General features: G+C 71.1%; 21 protein-coding genes. 11 read left to right on the top strand and 10 right to left on the bottom strand.

Features of this window, described 5'->3' with window-relative positions; translation table 11 throughout:
- Window positions 1-142: 142 nt before the first annotated feature.
- The 4 genes from DI269_RS00415 to DI269_RS00400 form a co-directional block, all read right to left on the bottom strand.
- Window positions 143-943, bottom strand: coding sequence for an ABC transporter ATP-binding protein (locus DI269_RS00415; RefSeq protein WP_112133195.1), 801 nt, complete (start codon window positions 941-943; stop codon window positions 143-145).
- Window positions 940-1,947 carry a FecCD family ABC transporter permease gene (locus tag DI269_RS00410; protein ID WP_232822544.1) on the bottom strand — a complete coding sequence of 336 codons (1,008 nt, stop codon included), beginning with the start codon at window positions 1,945-1,947 and terminating at the stop codon, window positions 940-942. The genes DI269_RS00415 and DI269_RS00410 overlap by 4 nt, the downstream gene beginning before the upstream one ends.
- Complete coding sequence (locus DI269_RS00405; protein ID WP_198667000.1) at window positions 1,944-2,969, bottom strand: FecCD family ABC transporter permease; 1,026 nt, start codon at window positions 2,967-2,969, stop codon at window positions 1,944-1,946. Before DI269_RS00405 ends, DI269_RS00410 begins: the two co-directional genes overlap by 4 nt.
- Before the next feature lie 119 nt (window positions 2,970-3,088).
- Window positions 3,089-4,798 carry an RICIN domain-containing protein gene (locus tag DI269_RS00400; RefSeq protein ID WP_112133194.1) on the bottom strand — a complete coding sequence of 570 codons (1,710 nt, stop codon included), beginning with the start codon at window positions 4,796-4,798 and terminating at the stop codon, window positions 3,089-3,091.
- A 360-nt stretch (window positions 4,799-5,158) separates the two neighbouring features.
- Here DI269_RS00400 and DI269_RS00395 point away from each other — a divergent pair, with 360 nt between their 5' ends.
- From DI269_RS00395 to DI269_RS00375, 5 genes are all read left to right on the top strand, one after another.
- Window positions 5,159-6,001, top strand: a complete 843-nt coding sequence (locus DI269_RS00395) for a carbohydrate ABC transporter permease (protein WP_112133193.1) — start codon at window positions 5,159-5,161, stop codon at window positions 5,999-6,001.
- 9 nt (window positions 6,002-6,010) lie between these two features.
- Complete coding sequence (locus tag DI269_RS00390; protein ID WP_198666999.1) at window positions 6,011-6,829, top strand: carbohydrate ABC transporter permease; 819 nt, start codon at window positions 6,011-6,013, stop codon at window positions 6,827-6,829.
- A gap of 40 nt (window positions 6,830-6,869) precedes the next feature.
- Entirely contained in the window at window positions 6,870-8,192 is a 1,323-nt protein-coding gene (locus tag DI269_RS00385) for an ABC transporter substrate-binding protein (protein WP_112133192.1), read from the top strand.
- A 23-nt stretch (window positions 8,193-8,215) separates the two neighbouring features.
- Complete coding sequence (locus DI269_RS00380; protein ID WP_112133202.1) at window positions 8,216-9,235, top strand: LacI family DNA-binding transcriptional regulator; 1,020 nt, start codon at window positions 8,216-8,218, stop codon at window positions 9,233-9,235.
- A 93-nt stretch (window positions 9,236-9,328) separates the two neighbouring features.
- Window positions 9,329-11,404, top strand: coding sequence for an alpha-galactosidase (locus DI269_RS00375; protein WP_112133191.1), 2,076 nt, complete (start codon window positions 9,329-9,331; stop codon window positions 11,402-11,404).
- A gap of 41 nt (window positions 11,405-11,445) precedes the next feature.
- Here DI269_RS00375 and DI269_RS00370 read toward each other — a convergent pair whose 3' ends face one another.
- Window positions 11,446-12,594, bottom strand: a complete 1,149-nt coding sequence (locus DI269_RS00370) for an MFS transporter (RefSeq protein WP_112133190.1) — start codon at window positions 12,592-12,594, stop codon at window positions 11,446-11,448.
- Between the two features lie 120 nt (window positions 12,595-12,714).
- On the opposite strand from DI269_RS00370, the gene DI269_RS00365 reads away from it, so the two are divergent.
- Window positions 12,715-13,077 carry a MerR family transcriptional regulator gene (locus DI269_RS00365; protein WP_112133189.1) on the top strand — a complete coding sequence of 121 codons (363 nt, stop codon included), beginning with the start codon at window positions 12,715-12,717 and terminating at the stop codon, window positions 13,075-13,077.
- 3 nt (window positions 13,078-13,080) lie between these two features.
- On the opposite strand, the gene DI269_RS00360 is transcribed toward DI269_RS00365, so the two are convergent.
- Genes DI269_RS00360 through DI269_RS00340 form a run of 5 tightly spaced genes read right to left on the bottom strand, consistent with a single transcriptional unit; the run spans window position 13,081 to window position 17,598 of the window.
- A complete protein-coding gene (locus DI269_RS00360) occupies window positions 13,081-13,536 on the bottom strand; it encodes a MaoC family dehydratase (RefSeq protein WP_112133188.1) in 456 nt (151 codons plus the stop codon).
- Window positions 13,533-15,002, bottom strand: coding sequence for an acyl-CoA synthetase (locus tag DI269_RS00355; protein ID WP_112133187.1), 1,470 nt, complete (start codon window positions 15,000-15,002; stop codon window positions 13,533-13,535). Before DI269_RS00355 ends, DI269_RS00360 begins: the two co-directional genes overlap by 4 nt.
- A 3-nt stretch (window positions 15,003-15,005) precedes the next feature.
- On the bottom strand, window positions 15,006-15,848 hold the full coding sequence (locus DI269_RS00350; RefSeq protein ID WP_112133201.1) for an amidohydrolase family protein: 843 nt from the start codon (window positions 15,846-15,848) through the stop codon (window positions 15,006-15,008).
- 26 nt (window positions 15,849-15,874) lie between these two features.
- Window positions 15,875-16,777: an SDR family NAD(P)-dependent oxidoreductase gene (locus DI269_RS00345; protein WP_112133186.1), complete on the bottom strand. Its 903-nt coding sequence runs from the start codon at window positions 16,775-16,777 to the stop codon at window positions 15,875-15,877.
- Window positions 16,777-17,598 (bottom strand): PaaX family transcriptional regulator, encoded by an 822-nt coding sequence (locus tag DI269_RS00340; protein WP_112133185.1) that lies wholly within the window; start codon window positions 17,596-17,598, stop codon window positions 16,777-16,779. Before DI269_RS00340 ends, DI269_RS00345 begins: the two co-directional genes overlap by 1 nt.
- 108 nt (window positions 17,599-17,706) lie before the next feature.
- On the opposite strand from DI269_RS00340, the gene DI269_RS00335 reads away from it, so the two are divergent.
- The 5 genes from DI269_RS00335 to DI269_RS00315 form a co-directional block, all read left to right on the top strand.
- A complete protein-coding gene (locus DI269_RS00335) occupies window positions 17,707-18,999 on the top strand; it encodes an MFS transporter (RefSeq protein WP_112133184.1) in 1,293 nt (430 codons plus the stop codon).
- Window positions 19,000-19,094: 95 nt separating this feature from the next.
- Entirely contained in the window at window positions 19,095-20,399 is a 1,305-nt protein-coding gene (locus tag DI269_RS00330; protein WP_112133183.1) for an extracellular catalytic domain type 1 short-chain-length polyhydroxyalkanoate depolymerase, read from the top strand.
- Window positions 20,400-20,881: 482 nt separating this feature from the next.
- On the top strand, window positions 20,882-22,222 hold the full coding sequence (locus tag DI269_RS00325) for a LacI family DNA-binding transcriptional regulator (protein ID WP_112133182.1): 1,341 nt from the start codon (window positions 20,882-20,884) through the stop codon (window positions 22,220-22,222).
- A 92-nt stretch (window positions 22,223-22,314) separates the two neighbouring features.
- Window positions 22,315-23,760, top strand: coding sequence for a non-reducing end alpha-L-arabinofuranosidase family hydrolase (locus DI269_RS00320; protein ID WP_198666998.1), 1,446 nt, complete (start codon window positions 22,315-22,317; stop codon window positions 23,758-23,760).
- A 45-nt stretch (window positions 23,761-23,805) separates the two neighbouring features.
- Window positions 23,806-24,935: glycoside hydrolase family 95 protein (locus tag DI269_RS00315; protein WP_198666997.1), on the top strand; the 1,130-nt coding region annotated here is incomplete at its 3' end.

The raw sequence follows: 24,935 nt of genomic DNA, 5'->3' as shown, positions 1-24,935 counted from the left end.
GTCGCCCGCGTCGCTGGTGGCCGTGGCGGCCCCGCAGGCCGCGGTCGCGGCGAGCGCGACCGCGGTGAGCAGGCCCGCGGCGGCGCGCAGGAGTCTGGAGTTCATCGGGTTCCTTTCGGCTGCGGGGTGTCCTTGGGCGGCTTCAGGAAGCCGCGCGGTGGCGGGCGCTCGCGCGCGGGACCACCAGGGGCGTGCCGGTCTCGGGGTCGGGGACGACCCGGCAGGCGACGCCGAAGACCGCCTCGACGAGCTCGGCGGTGAGCACTTCGGCGGGCGGACCGGCGGCGGCCGGGGCGCCCTCGTGCATGACCACGAGGTGGTCGGCGTACCGGGCGGCCTGGCCGAGGTCGTGCAGGACCATGACGACCGTGCGGCCGCCGTCGTTGAGGTCGGCGACCAGGTCGAGGACGTCGATCTGGTGGCGCAGGTCCAGGAACGTGGTCGGCTCGTCGAGCAGCAGCAGCGGCGTGTCCTGCGCGAGCGCGAGCGCGATCCAGGCGCGCTGGCGCTGGCCGCCGGAGAGCGTGTCGACGGCGCGATCGCGCAGCGCGGCGGTCCCGGTCCGCTCCAGCGCCGACTCGACGGCGTCCTGGTCGGCTTTCGACCAGGGCCGCAACGCCTTCTGGTGCGGGTAGCGGCCGAGGCGCACGAGCGCTTCGACGCTGATCCCGTCGGGTGCGGTGGGCTGCTGGGGGAGCAGGCCGAGGCGGCGGGCGAGGGCGCGGGCGCTCATGCGGTGGACGTCCTCGCCGTCGACGGCCACGGTCCCGGCCTCGGGGGCGATGAGGCGTGCGAGGCCGCGCAGGAGGGTGGACTTGCCGCAGGCGTTGGGCCCGACGATCGCGGTGACGGCGCCGCCGGGCAGGTCGAGGTCGAGGCCGTCGACGATCGCGGTGCGGCCGTAGGCGAGGCGCAGGCCCGCGGCGGTGATGGCGTTGGTCATCGGCTGCTCCGGTGCTGTCGGGCCAGGAGCGCCAGCAGAAGCGGAGCTCCGAGCGTGGAGGTGACGACGCCGACCGGGAGGCCGTCGATCGGCAGGACGTGCTGCGCCACCAGGTCGGCCGCGAGCAGGAGCACCGCCCCGGCCAGGGCGCTCAGGCCGAGCGTCCCGGCGGTCGGGGGACCGGCGACGCGCCGGACCAGGTGCGGCACCGCGAGGGCCACGAACCCGACCGGGCCGGTGAGCGCGACCGCGAGCGAGGCGAGGACGACAGCGGCGGCGAGGAGCTGGAGGCGGGCGGGCCCGGGGCGGACGCCGAGCGCGCCCGCGGCGTCGTCGCCGAGGTCGAGCACGGCGAGGCGCCGGTGGAGCGCGAAGGCCGCGCCGGTCGCTACCGCGATGGCTCCGGCCCCGATGATCACCTCGGTCCAGTTGCGGCCGTAGAGGGAACCGGTGGTCCAGCGCAGCGCCGAGGACGCGAGTTCGGCGGGGAAGCGCACGATGAAGAGGTTGACGGCGGCGGTGAGCCCGGCCTGGACGGCGAGGCCGACCAGGACCAGCCGCAGCGGGTCGATGTTCCGCTTCCACGCCAAGAGACTGAGTACGAGCGCGGCGATGAGCCCGCCCGCGAGCGCCGCGAGCGGCGTCAGGGTCGCATTGAGCCCGAAGGCCATCGCGGCGGTCGCGCCGAGGGAGGCGCCGCCGGTGATGCCGACGACGTCGGGGCTCGCGAGCGGGTTGCGCGCCACGCGTTGCAGCAGCGTCCCGGCGACGGCGAGCCCGGCCCCGGCGATGACGGCGGCGAGCACGCGCGGGGTGCGGAACCGCCCGATGAGCAGGACGTCCCCGCTGTCGCCGGTGCCGAGGAACAGCGCGGCCAGGGCCTTGTCGGGCGCGACCGGGTTGCGGCCCATGCTGATCCCGGTGAGCATCAGCGCGGCGAGCAGAACCAGGCCCGCCAAAGCGAGGATCGCGGTGCGGCGCCGCTGCCGAGCGATGGCGTTCACCGCGTCGCCTTCCGGGCCAGGACCGCCAGTAGCGGCGCGCCGAGGAACGCGGTGACGATCCCGACCTCGATCTCCGTGGGGCGCAGCAGCATCCGCCCGAGGATGTCGGCGGCGAGCAGCAGGACCGGACCGCCGATGAGGCAGCCGGGCAGCAGCAGCCGGTGGTCGCGGCCGAGGACGAAGCGCACCAGGTGCGGGGCGGCCAGGCCGATGAAGGCGATCGGACCGGCCACGGACACGGCCGAGGCCGCCAGCAGCACCGCCGCTAGGCCGCCGACGAGCCGCGTGCGGCCCACCGGAACGCCGAGGGCCGCGGCCGACTCGTCGCCGAGCGCGAGCGCGTTGAGCGCGGGGGCGACGGTGAAGGCCAGGACCGCGCCGACCGCGAGCGGGGCGGCGACGGCCGCGAGCATGCCGAGGTCGCGGGAGGCGAGGGACCCGACGAGCCAGAAGCGGGCCTCGTCCAGTGTCTGGTCGCTCGCCAGGAGCACCGCGGAAGTCCAGGCCGCGAACACCGTGGCGAGCACGGTTCCGCTGAGCGCCAAGCGGACCGGGTCGAGGTCCCCGGCGCGCCCGGCCAGCGCGAACACGGCCACCGCCGCCAGTGCCGCCCCGACGAACGCGAACGGCGCGAACTCGGCGGGCCGGGTGAGCCCGAGCAGGTGCACCGCGGTCACCACGGCGAGCGCGGCCCCGGCGTTGACGCCCAGAGTCGTCGGCGACGCGAGCGGGTTGCGGGTGAGGCCCTGGCTGAGCGCCCCGGCCAAGCCGAGGGCGGCGCCGACCGCGATGGCGATGAGCGTGCGGGGGACCCGGATGCCGGTGACGGCGAGGGCGTCGGGGCCCTGGCCGCGGCCCAGGAGCGCGTCGACCACGGTGTGCAGCGGGACGGGCCTAGTCCCGAGCGCGAGGCTCAAGGCGATGCACAGGCCAAGGGCCGCAAGGCCGACGGCGAACACGACGACGGTCCGCGCCGCACGGGGGCGGTCGCGGACCTCGGTCGTCGGTCGGGTGTCGAGCACGCCGGAAGCCTAGGTAAGGCAAACCTAATTGCTCGGATGTGCCCTGGATTTCGTGTCCCTCCGCACAGAAACTTGAAAGTTCAACAGAATTGTGGAAGAGACGGACGGGGGACCGGTGCTCAGGTGAGGGTCCACTGCTGGTTGGTGCGGCCGTGGCAGGTCCACAGCACGATCTTGGCGCCGTTCGCGGTGGAGGCCCCTTCGACGTCGATGCACAGGCCGGACTGCCGGCTGGAGATGCTCCCGTTGCCGTTGAAGTTCCACTGCTGGTTGGTCGCGCCGGTGCACGGCCAGATGATGACCGGCGTCCCCGAAGTGGTCTGGTTGTTGTAGGCGTCCAGGCACATCCGCGACGAGCCGGTGTACACGCTGATCTCGCCCGAGGCGCTGCGGGTCCACTGCTGGTTGGTCCCGCCGTGGCAGGTCCACAGCGCGGTCTGGGTCCCCTGCGCGGTCGAGGAGTTCGGCACGTCCAGGCACTTCCCGGCACTGGTCGAGCGCAGCGCGCCGGTGTCGCCGCCGGACTGCGCCGGGGTGAGGACCAGGCGGTACGCGCCGAGGTAGTCCTGGTTGGCCACGGGCACGCTGACCGTGCCGTTCGTGACGGTGTAGTTCTGCGTCGAGACGTGGGTCGCCCCGCCGACCGGCGTGGTGCGGCCCGATCCCGGCACGTACTCCAAAGTCCCCCTCACCGAGGAGCCGAAGGACCCGAGCCCGTTGACCTGGATCGTGTTGTTCCCGGACTCGCCCGCGAAGACGACGCTCACCTCCCCGGCGGTGGAGTTGTAGGAGGCGACGGCGTCGTTGTAGGCGGTGGGGACGACGTTGACGATGTCGCCGCTCTGCTGCGCGTACCACTGGTACATCCAGTACGAGGCGGTCGGCTGGTTGTTGTGGAGCAGGCCGTTGAGCGTGCCGGCCTCGTACCAGAACGCCCGCTCGGCATCGCGCACGCCCGAGCGCTCGAACTGGGCCACATAGTGGTTGACGGTGCTGGGCACGTCGATCTCGCCGGTCCCGGCGTACTCGTTGATCGAGATCGGCAGCGGGCCGATGCCGAGCGAGCGTTCGAGGGCCCGGTAGGCGGCGACGTGGTCGTCCACGTTCTGCCAGCCCGACAGCTCGTGCCAGGAGATGACCTGCGGGACGGTGTTCGAGGCCTTGGCCGCGGTCAGGAAGCCCCGGATCGAGGACTCGTTCCACGACGAGATGCTCGGCCCCATGATCGGGGTCGTCGGGTCGCTCAAGCGGATCCGCTGGTAGGTGCGGGCCCAGCCGTCGTTGAAGCTGCCCGCCGAACTCGGCCAGGTCCAGTCCGGCTCGTTCCACGGCTCCCACGAGGCGATGTTGGTGATGTCGGGGCGGGCCTCGGCGTCGGCGATCATCCGGTCGACCCGGCCCAGCCAGTCGGTCCACCCGAACCACTGGTAGGGGAAGCCCGGCAGCGAGTCGGCCATGTCGACGGTGATGGTCGCCCCGGCGGCCTTCGCGTTCGCGGCGACGTCGAGCGTGTCGCCGATCGGCTCGGTCTCGCCGTTGGGGATGTGGTCGTGGTTCGGCGGCGGCTGCCGCAACGTGTTGAGGTTCAAGGGCATCAGCAGCGAGAGCGGCGGCTTGCCCGCGTCGGACAGGCCGTAGAGCATGCCGTTGCCGACCTGGGTCACGGGACGGATGGGCGCCCCGGCGTCCACCACGAGGACGCTCTGCGTGGAGACCTGGGCCTCCGAGGGGGCGGTGGCGGCGAACAGGGAGCCGGTCAGGGCCAGCGCGGCGGCCAGCACGCCGAGCGTGCGGCGCCGGCGCCGGATGGGTCGAGGGACAGCGGTCATCGCGGACTGCCTTTCGAAGGGGGTGGACGAAGACTGTTAGCGCTAACGGATTATCAGCCTAGATCGGTCCCATGTGTGCGGTCAAGTGTGGCGATGGAAGAACATCAATCTTGTTCATGGCTCTGAACAGTAAAAACACCTTTCTAATATTGATACACAAGAATATTCATGTTGCTCCTTGACACGAAAGGGCCGTTAGCGCTAACGTTCGAGCGGATCAATGCTGATTGAAATGACAGGTCAGGTGCCATGCGAACCCTTCCCGAGGCGCGTCCAGCGCCGGCGCCCGCGAACATCCGTCGAACGCCGCCCGGAACGGCGCGGCGGTGGAGCCCCCGGACGGCCGTCGAGGCCTACGCGATGCTCGCGCCGAGCCTCGCCGGCTTCGCGCTCTTCCTGCTCACCCCGATCGTGGTCGTCGTCGCCCTGAGCTTCTTCGACTGGAACTTCCTGTCCGACCCCGAGTTCGTCGGCCTGGACAACTACCGGGAGCTGGCCGGGGACGAGCGGGCGCTCCAGTCGATCGGCAACACGTTCTACTACGTGCTGCTGAACATCCCCGCCCAGACCGTGCTGGCGCTGCTGCTCGCGCTCGCGCTCAACGCGAAGATCAAGGCCCGCAACACCTTCCGCGTCCTGTACGTGCTGCCGTGGATGGCCATGCCGGTGGCGCTCGGCGTGATCTGGCGGTGGCTGTTCGACCCGGTCAACGGAGGCCTGAACAAGTTCCTGGCGCTCTTCGGGATCGACGGGCCCTCATGGCTGACGGACTCGGCCTGGGCGATGCCGGTGATCGCCTCGGTCAACGTCTGGCAGTACACCGGCTACACGATGCTGTTCTTCCTGGCCGGGCTCCAGTCGATTCCGACCGAGCTCTACGAGGCGGCCGATGTCGACGGCGCCGCCCCGGCCTACCGGTTCTTCAAGATCACGCTGCCGCTGCTGCGCCCGGCCATGCTGTTCGTGCTCATCACCAGCGTCATCGGCTCGTTCCAGGTCTTCGACACCATCCACGTCATGACCGCCGGCGGCCCCGACGGCGCCACCTCGACCCTGAACTACCAGATCTTCCTGGAGTCGTTCACCCAGCGCAGCGCCGGGTACGGGTCGATGCTCGCGGTCGTCCTCTTCGCGATCATCGCCGCGATCACGCTGGCCCAGGTCGTGTTCTTCCGCAAGCGCACCGTCTACGACTTCAGCTAGGAGCCCGCCGTGGTGAAGAAGATCCTCCTCTACCTCGCCCTCCTCGCCGGGGCGCTGCTCTCGGTGGGACCGTTCCTGATGACGCTGAACGCGGCGTTCAAGTCCAAGCAGGAGATCCTGACCTCCGAACCGTGGTCCCCGCCGGCGAACCCGATCCTGACGAACTTCGCCGAAGTCTGGAGCGGCTACGACTTCGCGACGTTCGCAGTCAACTCCCTGATCGTCGCCGTCGCGGTCACGATCGGCCAGCTGGTGTTCTCCACCCTCGCCGCCTACGCCTTCGCCCGCCTCGACTTCCCCGGCAGGGACGCCCTCTTCTGGGCCTACATCGCGACGCTCATGGTCCCGCAGATCGTGACGCTGGTGCCGACGTTCATCATCGTGCGCGAGCTGGGCCTGGTCGACACGCACCTGGGACTGATCCTGCCGTTCGTGTTCGGATTCCTCATGCCCTACGGGGTGTTCCTGGTCCGCCAGTACTTCAAGACCATCCCCGTCTCGATCGAGCACGCCGCCCGCATCGACGGCGCCGGCACGTTCACGATCCTGTGGCGGGTCATGGTCCCCATGGCCAGGCCGATCCTCGGCACGCTCGCGATCATCAGCTTCGTCAACACCTGGAACAACCTCCTGTGGCCGCTGATCATCAGCCACTCGGAGTCGACCCGCGTCATCACGCGCGGGATCGCCCAGATGCAGTCCCAGTTCAACCAGGAGTACCACCTGGTGCTGGCCGCATCCGCGATGGCGCTGCTGCCGCTCATCGTGGTGTTCCTCGCCTTCCAACGCCACATCGTCCGCTCGATCGCCCTGAGCGGCATGAAATGACGCCCGCCCGACCCGAACCTCTCACCGAAAGGCCAAGAACATGAACAAGACGCGTGCGGCCGCTCTCGCGGCGCTGGCCGTCGCCGCCCCGCTCGGCCTCGCCGCCTGCGGCGGCGACGATGACGGAGCGGTCGTGCTCCGGTACGCCTTCTGGGACGACAACCAGCGACCGGCGGTCGAGGCGATGATCGCCGCCTTCAACGAGACCCACCCCGACATCGAAGTGGAACTCGAACAGAACCCCTGGGACGACTACTGGCCCGGTCTGGACACGCAGTTCGCCGCCGAGGACGCGCCCGACGTCTTCTGGGACCACGTCTCGCGCTTCCCCACCTTCGCCGCCAACGGGGTGCTGCTGCCGCTCACCGACCAGATCGAGGAGTCCGGCCTCGACACCTCGATCTACCCCGCGGCGCTCTACGACACCTGGACGTTCGAAGGCGAGCAGTACGGCCTGCCGAAGGACTGGGACTCGATCGCCCTGGTCTACCGGCTCGACGCCCTCGAAGCCGCCGGGGTCGACCCGGCCGAGGTCCAAGGCCTCACCTGGAACCCCGTCGACGGCGGCACCTACGTCGAGCTGCTCCAGAAGCTGACGCTCGACGCGAACGGCGACAACGCGCTCTCGCCGGACTTCGACTCCGAGAACATCGTCCAGTACGGGACCGCGATGGGGTCCTCGACCGGCCAGACCGACTGGTGGAACTACGGCGTCCAGAACGGCTGCGCGCTCCAGACCGAGCCGTGGGGCGAGTACGCGATCGACGCGCCCGAATGCGTCGAAGCCCTCCAGTTCACCGCCGACCTCTACAACAAGTGGAACGTGGCCGTGCCCGCCGAGGTCACCAACCAGCCCAACGGCGGACCGCCCGCCGACTACGTGATCTCCGGCCAGGCCGCTACCGCCCTCGACGGGTCCTGGACCCTCTCCGCGTACCGCGACGGCATCGACGCCGGGGACTGGGCGGTCGCCAACCTGCCGACGGGCCCGGTCGGCTCCGGCACCGTCATCAACGGCCTCTCCCACGCCGTCTACGCCGGGACCGAGCACCCCGACGAGGCCTGGGAGTTCGTGGAGTTCCTCGGATCGGAAGAGGCCCAGCGGATCGCCGCCGAGTCCGGCTCGGTCTGGCCCGGCGTCGCCTCGCTCAACGGCGCGTTCGCCGACTACTGGGCCGGCGAGGGCATCGACGTGACCGGGTTCCAGGAGGCCGCCGAGGGCACCGCCATCGGGTATCCGCTGTCGATGAACGACGCCGCCTTCGGCACCGCCGCGCTCGACGAGTTCAATCAGGTGTGGCTGGGCCAGAAGGACGCCCAGGCCGCGGCCGAAGCGGTCGTCGAACTCGCGAACGCCGAATAACGCAACGGAAGGTGACCGACCACATGAGCGCTGCCGGAGCCAGGCCCGTCTCGATCTTCGACGTGGCCAAGCGGGCGGGGGTGTCGCATCAGACCGTCTCGCGTGTCATCAACGACGCGCCGCAGGTCGCCGACGCCACCCGCGCCAAGGTCAAGGCCGCCATCAGCGAGCTGGGCTACCGGCCCAACCGGTCGGCGCGGACCCTCGCGGGCGGCGCCGTGCGGTCGGTCACCGTCTTCACGTTCGACACCGCCCTGTACGGCACCGCCGAGACGCTCCGCGGCATCGAGGACGGTGCCGCCGCCGCCGGCTTCACCGTCCTCATCTCGGTGCTCGACCCGGACCAGACCTACACCGACGACGACATCCTCAGCCGCCTCTCTCACGACGGCGCACCCGCGATCGTCATCGCCCACGACGACACCACCACCCGCGCCCGCCGGATCCTGAGGGAGGCCCGCCCGGGCGCGGTCGTGGCCACCGGCGACGACAAGCTCAGCCGCGAACCGGACGCCGCGGACTGGCTCGTCTCGCTCGACGACCGGGCGGTCGCCGAGCGGGCCACGAGGTACCTGCTGTCCATGGGCCACCGCACGGTCCACTACCTCGCGATGCCCGGCAGGGCCAGACGCCAGGACGGCTGGGCCGACGCGCTCGCCGAGGTCGGCGTCGAGGCGCCCGAACCGGTCCAGTCGGGATGGACGATCGGATCCGCCGCCGAGGCCGCGGCCGCGCTCGTCGCCGACCCCGACGTCACCGCGATCATGTGCGGCAACGACGACCTCGCCTTCGGCGTCCTCCACGCCGCCCACCGCGCCGGACGCTCAATCCCGGGCGACCTCAGCGTCGTCGGCTGCGACGACAGCCCCCTCGCCGCCTTCAACGTGCCGCCGCTGACCACCATCGACCTCGACTTCCGGGGCGTCGGGCGCGGCGCGTTCGAACTGCTGCACGCGAAACTCGAAGGCCGCGAACGGCCCCGACCCGTCTGGCGCTCCCCGGAGCTCCTCGTCCGGGAGACCTCCGGGCCGCCCCGGCACTGACCGGAGGCACCCGGGCCGGCGCCCGCTCCACCTCCCCGGGGCGGGCCCTTCCCACGGGCGCCGCACCACCGCACACCCGCGAAAGGACACCGCATGCCAGCGCGCGAACCCCGCCTCTGGGCCGTCGACACCCCGCACACGAGCTACGTCGTGGCCCTGGACGACCACGACCGGCTCCACGGACTCCACTGGGGACCGCGGCTGACCGCCGAGCAGGCGCTGGCCCTCCTCGACCTGCCCGCGTCGCCCTTCCGGCCCGTCATCGGGCGCGAGGCGCCCTTGGACCTCAGCGCCGCCTCGGCGTTCCAGTACGGCCACACCGGCGTCCAGGTCCGCTTCGGTGACGGCACCCGCGACCTCGAACTGGAGTTCCGCGAGGCGTCCGAGGCCGACGACGCGCTCACGCTCGTCTTCGCCGACCGGCACTATCCGCTCGAAGTGCGCACCCGGTACCGCTCGCACCCCGACTCCGACGTCATCGAACGCTCGATCACGTTGCAGAACAACGGCACTGAGCCAATCGAGGTCCTGCGCGCCGACTCGGCGACCTGGGCCGTCCCCGATCTCGATGCGCCCCGGCTCAGCCGCCTCCACGGTGAATGGGGCGCCGAGACCCAGCTGACCCGCACCCCCGTTCCCTACGGCGAGACCGTGATCGGCTCCCGCCGCGGCGTCACCAGCCATCAGGCCAACCCGTGGATCACGATCGACGACGGCCAGGCCACCGAGACCCGCGGCGAGACCTGGTCGACCACCCTCGCCTGGAGCGGCACCTGGCGCATCACCGTCGAGAAGGACCCCGCCGGGCGCGTCGCCGTCTCCGCCGGGTTCGGCCACGACCCCGTCTCGATCAGCCTCGTCGCGGGGGAGGTCCTGGAGACCCCGGTCGCGGCCGGGCTGTACGCGGACGGCGGGTTCGCCGGGGCCGCGAGCGCCTGGCACGAGTACGCGCTCGCCCACGTCCTGCCGCACCCCGAGGAGGACCGCCCGGTCCTCTACAACTCCTGGGAGGCAACGGAATTCGACTTCACCGCCGAGGACCAGATGCGGCTGGCCGAGCGGGCCGCGGCAATGGGCTGCGAGCTGTTCGTCATGGACGACGGCTGGTTCGGCGCGCGCGTCAGCGACCGGGCCGGGCTCGGCGACTGGACCCCGAACCCCGACCGGTTCCCCGACGGCCTGGGCCCGTTGATCAAACGCGTCCACGAGACCGGCATGCGGTTCGGGCTGTGGGTCGAGCCCGAGATGGTCAACCCCGACTCGGACCTGTACCGCGCTCACCCCGACTGGGTCTACCACCAGCCGCACCGCCGCCGCAGCGAGGTGCGCCAGCAGCTGGTGCTCAACCTCGCCAAGCCCGAGGTCGCCGAGTGGATGCACCACTGGCTCGACGACCTGTTGAGCGCCAACGAGATCGACTTCCTCAAGTGGGACATGAACCGGCCCTTCACCGAGGCCGGGTGGCCCGGCTCGGCCGACCCCGACCGCCTCTGGTTCGACCACACCCGCAACCTGTACCGCATCCTCGACCGCCTCCGCGCCGACCACCCGGCGCTGCGGATCGAGTCCTGCTCCTCGGGCGGCGGTCGCGTGGACTTCGGCATCCTGCGCCGCACCGACCAGGTGTGGACCTCGGACAACACGGACGCTTTGGACCGCATCGAGATCCAGGAGGGCTTCGCGCAGGTCTACCCCGCGCGCATCATGGGCGCGTGGGTCACTGACTCGCCGAACCCCTTCACCCGCAGGGTGATCCCGCTCGACTTCCGCTTCCGCGTCGCCATGGCCGGTGTGCTCGCCGTCGGCGGCGACCTGCGGATCTGGAGCGACGAGGAGCTGGCGAGGGGCGCCGAGCTGGTGGCCGACTACAAGCGCATCCGCCCCGTCGTCCAACATGGACGGCGCCACCCGCTCAAGGCCGGGCAGGCCGCGGGCGTGCAGTACGACCGCGACGACACCACTGTGGTCCTCGCCTGGCGGCACTCCCGCCGCCTCGGCTACCGCGACCCGCTGGTCAAGCTCCACGGCCTCGACCTCGACGGCCGCTACGAGGACGCGCGCACCGGCCGCGTCCACCACGGCGCGGTCCTCGCCACCCACGGCCTCGACCTGGACCTGGGCCCGGCCGACTACGCCTCCACGATGATCGAGCTGACCAGGGTCCGCTGAACGAGCGGCCCCGGGGCTATGTGCCCCGGGGCCGCACACCTTCACGCCGCGGCGGGCTCCGGTTCGCGGACCCGCGCGCGCAGCGCCACGGCCGCCAGCACCAGCCCCAGCACCGCGAACCCGGCGCCGAACCAGCCCTCCCATCGCAGCAGCCCGGCGGCGACGACCGCGCCGCCGAGGGCCGCCCCGATGGCGTTGGCCAGGTTGAACGCGCCGACGTTCACCGCCAGCGACAGCGTCGGCGCCGCGCCCGCGTGGCGCAGCACCAGCGATTGCAGCGGCGCGATGATCGCCGAGGACAGCAGCCCCAGCACCAGCACGAGGACCACTGCGGCCCAAGCCTGTCCGGCCGCGAGCGGGAACGCGGCGAGCACCGCGACCAGGGCGACGAGCACGCCCGCGAGCGTGCGGCCCAGCGCGAGGTCGGCCAGGCGCCCGGCCACCAGGTTCCCCGCGAAACCGCCGACCCCGTACGCCAGCAGCAGCGCGGGCACCGCGCCCGCGGCCAGGCCCGTCACGTCGGTCAGCAGCGGCACGAGGTAGGTGAACACGATCCCGACCCCGGCGAACCCGACCACCGTGGTCGCCACCGCGAGCAGGACCGGCGCGCGCAGCAGCGTCCGGATCTCATCGGCCACACCGGTCTCCGGCCGCGGCGTGCGCGGCATCGCCCACGCCAGCAGGCCCAGCCCGACGACCGCGGCCGCGGCGATGACGCCGAACGGCTGCCGCCAGCCCGACCCGCTGCCCAGGAGCGCGCCGAGCGGCACACCCAGCACCGTGGCGGCGGTGAGCCCGGAGGCGACGATCGCGATCGCCCTCCCGGCCTTCTCCGCTCCCAGCGCCGTCGCCGAGGCGGTCAGCGCGATCGCGAACAGCGTCGCCTGGCTGCACGCCGAGACGACGCGGCCGACGATGATCCACCCGAACCCCGGCGCCATCACCGTCAGAACCGTCCCGGCGATGAACACGCCGGCCAGGCCCAGCGCCAGACCCTTGCGCGGCAGCCGCGCCGTGAGCACGGTGACGATCGGGCCGCCGACCGCGACCCCCAGCGCGTAGGCGGTCACCGTCTGGCCGGCGGTGGCGATGTCGACCCGGGCGTCGGCCGCGAGCTGCGGCAGGACGCCGGAGACGAGGTACTCGGCTGAGCCGGTGCAGAACACGAGCAGGACGAAACCGGCGAGCATGACCAGCGGCCGGGCGGGACGAGGCGGAGCGGGACTTCGAGTTCCATTGGCATTCACCCTGCTAGGCTCAACCTTGACATCGATGAGAAGGCAAGCCCGAGCCCGAGAGGCGCTGGTCACATGCAGATCTCCACCGCCGCCGAGCGCACCGGCGTCCCCGCCCGCCTGCTGCGCTACTACGAGGAGCAGGGCCTGCTCACCCCCGGCCGCGACGCCTCCGGCTACCGCGACTACACCGACCTCGACATCGAGGTCGCCCGCCGCATCCGCCAGCTCCTCGACGCCGGCCTCAGTACGGCCACCATCCGCACCGTGCTGCCGTGCCTCACCGAGCAGGCCGGGAACCTCGTCCCCATCTGCGCCGACCTCGTCGCCGACCTCAAGCGCGAGCAGGCCCGCATCGAAGCGTCCATCGACGCGCTCTCCCAGTCGCGCGACGCCATCCGCGCCGTCATCGCCGCCGGGGAACCGCTCCTCCGCTGAGCCTCAGGCGTAGTAGCGGTACACGGCCTGGGCCGCGCACGCCGGCTTCGGGCCGTCCTCGATCTCCACGGTGAAGTCCAGCGTGAGCTGCGCGCCGCCCTTGACCTCCTCCGCCTCTGCCACGACGGCGTGGAGGCGGATGCGTTCGCCCACCTTCACCGGAGCCGGGAAGCGGACGCGGTTGAGCCCGTAGTTGACGCTCGCGGTGACGCCGTCGATCGCCAAGAGCTCGTTGAACATCGGGATGACCAGCGACAGCGTGAGATACCCGTGCGCGATGGCCGCCCCGAACGGCCCGTCGGCGGCGCGGACGGGGTCGGTGTGGATCCACTGGTGGTCGTCGGTGGCGTCGGCGAAGCGGTCCACCCGGTCCTGGGCGACCTCCCGCCAGGCGGTGCGCCCGAGGTCGGCGCCGCCGAGGGCGCAGATCTCCTCGATGCCGGTGACTCGTCGGCTCATCGGTATTCCTCTCGCAGGATTCGACGGATGATCTTCCCGGTGGGGGAGCGGGGGAGTGCGGCGGCGAACACCACCGACTTGGGGATCTTGTACCCGGCGAGCCTGCCGCGCAGGAACGCCAGCAGCTCGGTGCCGTCCACTGTGTCGTCTGCGAGGACGACGATCGCGCGGCCGACCTCGCCCCACGTCGCGTCCGGGACGCCGATGACCGCGCAGTCGGCGACGGCCGGATGCCTGCCCAGCGCGGTCTCGACCTCGGCGGGGGAGACGTTCTCCCCGCCGGAGATGAACATGTCCTTCGCCCGGTCCACGATCGACACGAACCCGTCGGCGTCGGCCGTCGCGATGTCGCCGGTGCGCAGCCACCCGTCGGCGAACGCGGCGGCGGTGTCGCCGGGCCGCCCCCAGTACTCGCGCATCACGTTGGGGCCGTTGACCATCACCTCGCCGCGCTGGCCCGTGTTGACGGGTCGCGAGTCGGGGCCGACGATGGCGACGTCGGTGAAGAAATGGGGCACACCGGCCGTCCCGGCCTTGCGGGCGCTGTCCTCGGCGGCCAGGAACAGCACCCCCGGTGACGCCTCGGTCATGCCGTACCCCTGGCTGAACACGACGCCCCGCTCCAGGTAGGCGCGGATGGTCGCGGGCGGCACGGGCGCACCGCCGCAGCTCACCCGCCGCAGGCTCGACAGGTCCGCCCCGGCCCAGGCCGCGGAGCGCGCGATGGCGTCGAACATGACCGGGACGCCGAACATGTAGGTGACGCGCAGCGACTCGACGAGCTTCAGGGTCCGGCCGGGGTCGAAGGACGGCTCCAGGACCACCCTGCCGCCCTTGAGGAGCGTCGGCAGGCAGGTCATGTTCAGGCCCGCGGTGTGGAACAGCGGCGCGGTGCACAGCGTGGTCTCGTCGGAGGCCAGGTCGACGTCGACCAGGACGTTGAACGCGTTCCAGGTGAGGTTCCCGTGCGTGAGCAGCGCGCCCTTCGGCAGGCCGGTGGTGCCGGAGGTGTACATGATGATGAACGGGTCGTCGAGCGCCACGGCCTCCTCGACCGCCTCCGCCGAGGCCCCCGCCAGCAGGTCCTCGTAGTCCGGCCCGACCGCGATCGTCCGCGGCCCAGCGGGAACGGGCAGCGCGGGGTCGTGGATCAGCACCACGGCCCCCGAGTCGTCGAGGCAGTGCCGCAGCTCCGGTGCGGCCAGGCGGGTGTTGAGCGGCACGAAGACCGCCCCGAGCGCGCCGCTCGCGAAGAGCGCCTCCAGGAACGTGTGGTGGTTCGGCCCCAGGTAGGCCACCCGGTCGCCGCGCCCGACGCCGAGGCCCCGCAGCGCGTTCGCGAGCCGGTTCACGCGCTCGTGCAGCTCGGCGTAGGTGAAGCGGCCGCCGGGGTCCAGGACGGCCGTCCGGTGCGGGGTCTTGCGGGCCCGGCGCGCCGGCCAGGACCCGATGCCGAAGTCGCGCAAGGCTCATCCCCCCTTCAGGCCGAGGAGCCTGGCGGCGTTCTCCTTGAGGACGAGCGGCCGCACCTCGTCCTTGAAGTCGAGCGCGGCGAAGTCCGCGAGCCACCGGTCGGGGGCCAGCAGCGGATAGTCGGACCCGAACAGCACCTTGTGCTTGAGGAGCGAGCCGGCGTACTTGACGAGGATCGGCGGGAAGTACTTCGGCGACCAGCCCGACAGGTCGATGTGGACGGACGGCTTGTGCACGGCGACGGCGAGGGCCTCCTCCTGCCACGGGAAGGACGGGTGCGCGAGGACGATCGGCAGGCCGGGGAAGTCGGCGGCGACGTCGTCGACGAGCATCGGGTTCGAGTGACGCAGCCGGATCCCCGCGCCGCCGGGGACGCCCGCGCCGATCCCGGTCTGTCCGGTGTGGAACACCGCGGGCAGGCCCAGCTCCTCGATCGCGGCGTACAGCGGGTAGGCCATGCGGTCGTTCGGATCGAACGCCTGGAGACTCGGGTGGAACTTGAACCCGCGAACCCCGTGCTCGGCCGCGAGCCGCCGCGCCTGCCGCACCGCGGCGGCGCCGCGCCACGGGTCGACGCTGCCGAAGGGGATCAACGTATCCGGATGGCGGTGGCAGGCCTCCGCGACCTCTTCGCTTGCAATAGGTCGGCGCCCGGTGGCGTGCTCGGCATCGACGGTGAAGACGACCGCGGCCATGCGCCGCTCGCGGTAGTGCGCGGCGATCTCGTCGATCGTCGGGTGCCGACCGCCCTGCGCGGCGAAGTGCGCGGAGGACGCGTCCATGAGGTCCTCGGCCAGGGACGTGTGCCCGTCGGCGCCGATCTCGGCGTGGACGTGCATGTCGATTGCGACGAGGTCGTCGACGTTCACGGCTCCTCCACCGGCGGGATGCCGACGGTCTCGGCCCGGGGCGCGAAGACCGCGGGCCACGCGTCGGCGATGCCGTCCGCCGTCCAGCCGCCGCCGACCGCCGTGACGGTCTCCTGCGGGTGCGACCACAGCGAGAGCCGGTCGCCGCCGAGCCCGATCGCCTGGCCGGAGATCCCGGACGCCTTGTCGGACATGAGGAACACCGGCAGCTGCGCCACGTCCTCGGGGACGCCGAACCCGGCTCCGGCCCGCAGCCACGCCGGCAGCGGCCGCCCCTCCTCCTCCCAGGCCCGCACGTGCGGCTCGAACACCGGGATCGTGCGGGTCATCGCCGTGGCGGCCACCGGGATCACGGCGTTGACCGCGATCCGGTCGCGCGCGCACTCCATGGCCCAGGTGCGGACCATGCCGACGACGGCGGCCTTCGCGGCCGAGTAGTTGGTCTGGCCGACGTTGCCGCGCTGCCCGGCGGGGGAGCCGACCACGACGATCCGCCCGCCCTCGCCCTGCGCGCGCATCCGCTGCACCGCGGCCCGGACGCACGTGAACGTCCCCCGCAAGTGGACTCCGATCACGGTGTCGAAGTCCTCATCGGACATCTTCCACAGGATCCGGTCGCGGAGCACGCCCGCGTTCGTGATCAGCCCGTCCAGGCGCCCGAACGCCTCGACGGCCCGGTCGGCGAGCATCCCGGCCGTCTCGGTCGGCCCGACCGCCCCGGGCGCGGCGACCGCCTTGCCTCCCAATGCTTCCGCTTCGGCCGCGACCGCCTCGGCCGCCGCCGCGTCGGCGTCATTGACCACGACCGCGGCCCCCGCCGCCGCGAGAGCCAGCGCGTAGGCCCGACCCAGTCCGCGTCCGGCGCCGGTGACGACGACGCTCCTGCCGTTCAGGTCCATCAGTGGCCTCCTTCGTCGGGGACGGTGTCGAGCTTCTCGAAGGCGATGGCCCGCGCCCGCGGCTCCAGTTCGGCGTGGAGCCGGCGGAAGAGGCGCTGGGCCCCTTCGGCGGGCCAGTCTGCGGGCAGATGCGGCACGGGCAGGCGCGGGTCCTGGCGCAGCAGCTGGAGCCATTCGCTCGTGAGCAGGAGCTGGCGTCCGAGCGCGTCCACGGACCCGAGGTCGGGCGGGGCCGTCCACCGCTCGGTGAACCGCCGGTAGGACTTGGCGAGCGCCTCGACGTCCCATGCGCTCTCGACCAGTTCGCGAACGTCGGTCGGCGCGAGGGCCCGGGCCTGGAAGACCTTGACGTGCTCGGCGGCCTCGATGCCCTCCAACAGCGCCTCGACGTCCACAGGAGACGGTGCGATCCACAGCCCGCCCTGGAGGAGTCCGAACCCGGCCCACGACAGGCGCGAGCGCAGGAGGTGGCGCTGCGCGCGCTGCGATTCGGGGACGGTGAAGCCCAGGAGGGTCCAGGTGCCGTCCCAGCGGTCGTCGGCGACGCCGATGCGCCAGATGCGGACCTCGCCGTCGTTGAGGATCTCGCGGGAGCGCGCGGTCAGGCCCAGGTAGACCTTGCGGCCGTGCCGGTGCCGTGCGAGGAGGCCGTGCTCGGCCATGCGGCCGAGGGTCGACCGGGCGGCGTGCTCGGCGACGCCGACGCCGGCGAGCACGTCGAGGACGCTCCCGGTGGCGACGCGAACGCCGCGGCCGAGGACGTGGCCGCCGAAGAGGGTGAGCAGCAGGCCCTGGGGTCGGACCTCTTGGTCATTCGCCATGGATTCACTATATGCAAATCCTTGACTGTCGTCACGTATTTACATAGATTAATTTCCAGGGACCGGCCGTCCGACCGGCCCCGGCCCTACCCCTTTCGGAGGCACGCCATGTCTCGGACCGAACCCGCGACCGGATCGCAGCTCCGCCGCGCCGTCCTCTCCTCCTACCTCGGCAGCCTGATCGAGTTCTACGACTTCCTGCTCTACGCCACCGCCTCGGCCCTGGTGTTCAACCAGGTCTTCTTCTCCGACATGGACCCGCTGGTCGGCACCGTCGCCAGCTTCGGCACCCTCGCCGCCGGGTACCTCGCCCGCCCGCTCGGCGGGATCATCTTCGGCCACTTCGGCGACCGCATGGGCCGCAAGAAGATGCTGGTGATCACCATGGCCACCATGGGGATCGCCAGCACCCTCATCGGCCTGCTGCCCACCCACGACCAGGTCGGCGCGCTCGCCCCGCTCCTGCTGGTCACCCTCCGCATCGTCCAGGGCATCGCCCTCGGCGGCGAATGGGGCGGGGCCGTCCTGCTCTCGGCCGAGCACGCCACCTCGCGGCGCGGCCTGTGGGCCTCCTTCACGAACGCGGGCGCTCCCAGCGGCATGGTCGTCTCCACAGTGGTCCTCGCCCTGGTCGCCGCCGGCACCAGCGAGGCCCAGTTCCTCGCCTGGGGCTGGCGCATCCCGTTCCTGCTCAGCGTCACCCTGCTCGCCCTCGGGCTCTTCGTGCGCTCGCGCGTGACCGAGACCCCCGTCTTCTCCGGCGCCGAAGCCGGCTCCGGCGAGTCCTGGCCGCTGCGCGAGGTGATCCGGCGCCACCCCAAGAACCTGCTGCTGGCCATCGGCATCGGCTTCGGCGTGTTCGTCGCCCAGTCCACGCTCACCGCGTTCGGCGTCGCCTACGCCGTCGGCGCCGGGTACGAGCGCGGCACCGTCCTCAACGCCCTCGCCCTCTCCTCGGCGCTCGCGGTGATCGCCATCCCCGCCTACTCGGCCTGGTCGGACCGCATCGGCCGCCGCCCGGTCGTCCTCACCGGGGCGATAGCCATGGCCGCCTTGGCCTTCGCACTGTTCCCGCTCATCGACTCCGGCTCGGTGCCGCTGCTCGTCCTCGCGCTCGTGCTCGGCCAGGCCGTGGTCCACCCGATGATGTACGGGCCCCTCGCCGCGCTCTACAGCGAGATGTTCGCGACCCGCACCCGCTACACCGGCGCCTCCCTCGGCTACCAGATCTCCTCGACCGGCGCGGGCGCAAGCCCGCTCGTGTTCGCCGCCCTCCTGGCGGGCGGCGCGAGCCCCCTGGTCCTGTCGATCGTGATCGCCGCGTGCTGCCTGCTCACCGCCCTGTGCATCCGCCTGGCCGACGAGACGAACCGGGCCGACCTGACCCGGACGACCCGCTAGCAACTTCACTCACGCAAGTGTTGACCGTCATGAAAACGACGAGCGAATGCCGGGTTCGGGAGCGGGCCCGGCGTGAAGGAAGGAAGACCGGCAATATGAAACGAACGAGAACCATTTTCGCGGCCGTCCTCAGCGGACTGCTGCTCATCGCCGCCGGGGTCGCTTTCGCGCCCTCGGCGGCCGCCGCCTCCCTGAGGGAGGTGACCGGTTTCGGCGACAACCCCGGCGGCCTGCGCATGCACATCTATGTACCCGACGTCCGTCCCGCCGAGCCGGCGATCCTCGTGGCCATGCACGGCTGCGGCGGGTCCGGGACCGGGTTCTACTCCGGCTCCCAGTTCGCCTCCCTGGCCGACCAGTACGGCTTCATCGTCATCTACCCGACCGCCACAAAACAGACGTCGATGGGCAACTGCTTCGACGTGTGGTCGGCAGCGTCCAAGACCCGAGGCGGCGGCAGTGACCCGGCATCCGTCGTCTCGATGGTCGAGTACGCGGAGCAGGAGTACAACGGCGACCCGCAGCGGGTCTACGTCACCGGCAGCTCCTCCGGCGGCCAGGAGACCAACGCCCTCCTCGCGCTCTACCCGGACGTCTTCGCCGCGGGATCGGTGTACATGGGCGTGCCCTTCACCTGCTTCGCCAACGAAGCCGACTTCCCGCCCCAGACCAGCCAGTGCGTCAACGGCAGCATGAACAAGACGCCGCAGGCCTGGGGCGACGCGGTTCGGCAGGCCTACCCCGGCTATAGCGGACCGCGCCCGCGCGTGCAGCTGTGGCACGGCGACCAGGACAACCTGGTGCCGTACCAGCTCCTCCAAGAAGAAGTCGACCAGTGGACGAACGTCTTCGGGCTCAGCCAGAACCCGACGACCACCGATCGGCCGCAGTCCAACTGGGAGCGTGAACGATACGCCAATGCCAGTGGCACCGTTCAGGTCGAATCCATCACCGCCATCGGCTCCGGGCACAACCTGCCCCAGTCCGGCATGGCGCGATCGGCGATCGAGTTCTTCGGCCTCCATCAGGGCAGCCCGGGCGGTGGCACGACCCCGCCGGGAGGAACGACTTCCCCGGGCTCGACCACACCGCCTCCTGCCACCGGCTGCTCGGCGTCGATCCGCGTCGTCAGCAGCTGGGCCTCCGGCTGGCAGGGCAACGTCGACGTCACCGCCGGATCCAGCGCCCTCACCGGCTGGAGGCTGACATGGACCTGGCCGAGTGGTCAGGCCATCACCAGTAGTTGGAACGCCCAGGTCACCACCTCGGGCTCCACCGTGACCGCCCGCGACGTCGGCTGGAACGGCACCGTCGCGGCCGGCCAGACCCGCACCGCTGCCTGGGGCTTCGTCGGATCAGGCACCGCCGCCTCCCCTGCGGTGACCTGCACCCCGCTCTAGTCGGCTGGAGTGCCGCCCGCCAGTCCGACCGGGAGCGGCGGCGGGCGGCACTCCACCCTGCCGTCCGCGGGCCGCGAAACCAGCAGGGCGGTCCGGACCTGAGCCGAGTTGGCAACGGCCCGCTGAACCGATCAGAATGCCGTCGCTCACACGGTCGCGATCAGGGAGGCGCGCAGCCGCCTCATGGTCTTCCCGGAACTCTCGCTCACCTCGTATGTGCTCACCGGGCCGGTAGTGGCACGCATCGATCCAGTGTGGACTCCGAGCATCGAGACCTGCCCTGAGGCCGGGTCGACTGCGCTCGTCGGAGCCCCGGTTGACGTCGGGAGTTCGTTCCCGTGCCCGGAAGCGTCGGTGTTGAAGCATCCCGGTGCTGGCCCGCGATCGTCGACTGCCAGGAGTCGGTTCGGATTCTAGAAGTGGCTCCATGGAGCTAGAACTGGAGCCAGTTCAGGTTTGGTGATCGCTGGTACTGTGGCTCCATGAAAGGCAGTGGCGGACCGCGGCGCTCTCGCGGCGAAATCGAGAGGCTCCCCAGCGGTTCGCTGCGGGTGCGCGTCTATGCCGGGCTTGATCCGGTGTCGAAGAAGCGCCGTTATCTCACGGAGACCGTGCCCGGGGGACCGGAAGCGGAGGCCGATGCTGAACGGGCGCGGATCCGCCTGCTCGGTGAAGTGGCAGAGCGCAGGGCCTTGCGGGTCCGAGAGGTCTCTGACCCGAGGCATGGGCCTGGTGGTGCGGGGTTGCGAGCAGGTTCGAGCGGCATCGACCTGCCGGCCCCGAACGTTTCAGACGCCGCCGTGGGCAGGGAAGGTCGGCGTGGGCAGTCGACAGTCGCGGCGATTGCGCGGCTGGCCGGCGTTTCGGCGCCGACCGTGTCCAAAGTGCTGAACGGACGAGCGGGGGTCGCCCCGGAGACCCGGCGGCTGGTGGAGCGGCTGTTGCGTGAGCAGGGGTACCGCCGTCCCGAGAAGGTCGTGAGGACCGCGGTCGTCGAGGTGGTCTTCTACGGCATGCACGGTCACCTGGCGGTGGAGATCCTGCGAGGCGTGAAGCAGGTCGTCGCCGGCCGTGGACTGACGGTCGCCTTCACCGATGCGCGGCAGGAGGAGTCGACCGGCCGCAACTGGGCGCGGGCCCTGCTGGCCCGCCGGCCGGCCGGGGTGATCGTCGCTCATATGGGCTTCTCGCCGGAGCAGCACGGTCTGCTGGCCGCCAGCGGGATCCCGCTCGTGGCAATCGATCCCACGAGCGAGCCGCTGCAAACGGTTCCGTCGGTGGCCGCGGCCAACCGGCACGGCGGTCTGTCCGCCGCCCAGCACCTGCTCGACCTCGGCCACAGGCGGATCGCGGTGATTACAGGACCATTGGAACGACGTTGCGCACGTGACCGCCTCGAAGGCGTGGACGCGGCGATGGAGGCGGCCGGCGTGCCGTTGGACGAACGCCTCGTGCGGACCGGGATGTGGTTCTCCTTCGAGGAGGGTCTCAGTCACGCCAGAGAGATCCTGAGCCTCGCCGCGCCTCCCACGGCCGTGCTGTGCGGCAACGACCTCCAGGCGTTCGGCGTGTACGAGGCCGCTCGCCAGGCGGGCGCGCGCATCCCCGAGGACCTCAGTGTGGTCGGGTTCGACGACATCTCGTACTCGCGCTGGTGCGGTCCGCCCTTGACGACGGTGCACCAGCCGTTCAGCGAACTGGGCGCGGCGGCCGCCGCGCTGGTCCTCGACCTGGCCGGAGGCGAATCGGCAGCCCAGACGCGCATCGAATTGGCGACCACGCTGGTGGTCCGCGCCAGCACCGCGCGGCCGAACGGGCGCTGAACCAGCCTTGGAAACAGTCCTTGCGATCGACGATCGTTTCTGCCAGACTCATGCATTGAAGAATATCTATTCTTACGTATGAGGGAGTGTCCATGGGACGATCGTTGCGGCTCTCTGCCATCGCTGCGGTCATGGCCGCGGCGCTGATCGCCGCCCTAGCCGTGTTCGCGCCGAGCGCCCATGCGCAATCGACCCGGTACGAGGCGGAAAGCGCCGCCTGCGCGGGTGCGATCGAGTCGAACTACGCCGGGTTCACCGGCACCGGGTTCTGCAACGCGCCCAACCGGGCCGGCACCGGCATCACCTTCACCGTCCAGGCCGGGTCGGCGGGGACGTTCACCCTCGGCGTCAAGTACGCGAACGGGTCGGCGGCGAACCGCACCGCCGATGTGGCCGTGAACGGTGCGACGATCCGCACCGGCGTCGCCTTCGCTCCCACCGGCGCCTGGGCCAACTGGGCGATAGAGACCGTCTCGGTCCCGGTGCAGGCCGGCGCCAACACCGTCCGGCTCGACGCGACCACCGCTGCGGGCCTGGCGAACATCGACCACCTCGAAGTGGTGCGAGCCGGTGGCAGCGTGCTGCCGTCGAACTTCCAGTGGAGCTCCACCGGCCAGTTGGTCGGGCCGAAGTCCGATGCGACGCACAACATCGTGTCGGTGAAGGATCCGTCCGTCGTCTTCCACAACGGCCGCTACCACGTGTTCGTCAGCGTCGTGAACACCAACCAGTCCTACAGCCTGGCGTACCTGAGCTTCACCGACTGGTCGCAGGCCGACTCAGCGCAGCTGCACTACCTCGACACCACCGCGGTCGGCACCGGCTACAAGGCCGCGCCGCAGGTCTTCTACTTCGCATCCCAGCAGAAGTGGTACCTGACGTACCAGGTCGGCAACAACGTCGCCTATTCGACGACCACCGACATCGCGAACCCGAGCTCCTGGAGTGCGCCGACGCGGATGTACTCCAGCACCCCGCAGATCGTCCTGGACAACAGGGGCGAAGGGCAGTGGCTGGACTTCTGGACCATCTGCGACAGCGCCAACTGCTACATGTACTCCTCGGACGACAACGGGAACCTGTACCGGGCGCAGACCTCGGTGTCGAACTTCCCGAACGGCTTCTCCCAACCGGTCATCGCCATGCACGACGACAACCACCACTGGCTCTTCGAGGGCGCCAACGTATACAAGCTCGCTGGCACCGACGAATACCTGCTGATGGTCGAGGCCATCACCGCAGGGGGCCGGATGTTCCGGTCTTGGACCTCCACGTCCGCGGCCGGGCCCTGGACGCCGCTGGCGGACACCCAGGCCAATCCGTTCGCCAGCCGCAACAACGTCGCCTTCACCGGCACCCCCTGGACGAACGACATCAGCCACGGCGAGCTGGTCCGCAGCGGCTACGACCAGACGTTGACCGTCAACCGGTGCGAACTGCAATTCCTGTACCAAGGCATGGCCCCCGGCTCGAGCGGGCCGTACAACCTCCTGCCCTGGCGCCTCGGCCTCCTCACCCAGACCAACTCGCCCTGCTGAACTTCCTGCACGAGTCCCGAAAGCACCGACCTGTGAGGTCCTGCCATGCCTCTCTCCACCGACCGCCGCCGCTTCCTGGCCCTTGCCGCCGCGTCGGCCGCCGCGGGTGCGGCGAGCCCCGCCGCCGCCAACGAGACCGAATCCGACTTCCAAGCGGCCCAGACCCACCAGCTGCGCCTGTGGTACTCCCAACCCGCCTCCGAATGGCTCCGCGCGCTCCCCATCGGCAACGGCCGACTCGGCGCGATGGTCTTCGGGGGCACTGAAAGCGAACGCCTCCAACTGAACGAGGACACCGTCTGGGGCGGCGGGCCCTACGCTCCGGCGAACGTCGGCGGCGTCGACCACCTCGCCGAGATCCGGCGGCGGGTCTTCGCCGAGGACTGGAGCGGGGCCCAGGCGCTCATCAACGACGAGTTCATGGGGACCCCCCTCGGCGAACTGCCCTACCAGGTCGTCGGGAACCTCGGTATCGACTTCTCGGGCGCGGCCGGTGCCACGGACTACTACCGCGAACTCGACCTCACCACCGCCGTGGCGCTCACGCGGTACACCGCCGGCGGCGTCACTCATACCCGTGAGGTCTTCGCCAGCGCCCCCGACCAGGTGATCGTCGTCCGGCTCACCGCCAGCCAGTCCGGCCGGATCACGTTCACCGCCGACTTCGACAGCCTCCACACCGGATACGCCATCCACTCGCCGAACCAGCAGACCATCGGGCTCGACGCCACCGGCCAGACCGTCAACGGCGTCACCGGCCGCGTCAGGTTCCGCACCCTGGCCCGCGCGATCGCCACCGGCGGCACCGTTGCGAGCTCGGCCGGGAAACTCACGGTCACCGGCGCCACCGCGGTGACCCTCCTGCTGTCGACGGGCACCAACTACACCGACTACCAGAACCTCACCGCCGACCAGAACAACCGGGCGCTGCAGCCGATCCAGGCCGCCGCGGGGCGCACGTACGCCGACTTGCGCGCCCGGCACGTCGCCGACTACCAGGCGCTGTTCAACCGGACCGGCCTCGACCTCGGCACCAGCGCGGCGGCGGCCAACGCGACCGACACCCGGATCGCGAACTTCGCGAACGCCACCGACCCGCAGTTGATCACCCTGCTCTTCCAGTTCGGACGCTACCTGCTCATCTCCTCCTCCCGACCCGGCACGCAGCCGGCGAA

Origin of the sequence: Glycomyces dulcitolivorans (assembly GCF_003265355.1) — a bacterium.
GTDB lineage: Bacteria > Actinomycetota > Actinomycetes > Mycobacteriales > Micromonosporaceae > Glycomyces > Glycomyces dulcitolivorans.
The sequence above is the reverse complement of the archived record's forward strand: the minus strand, read 5'-3'. Positions and strand labels throughout refer to the sequence as shown.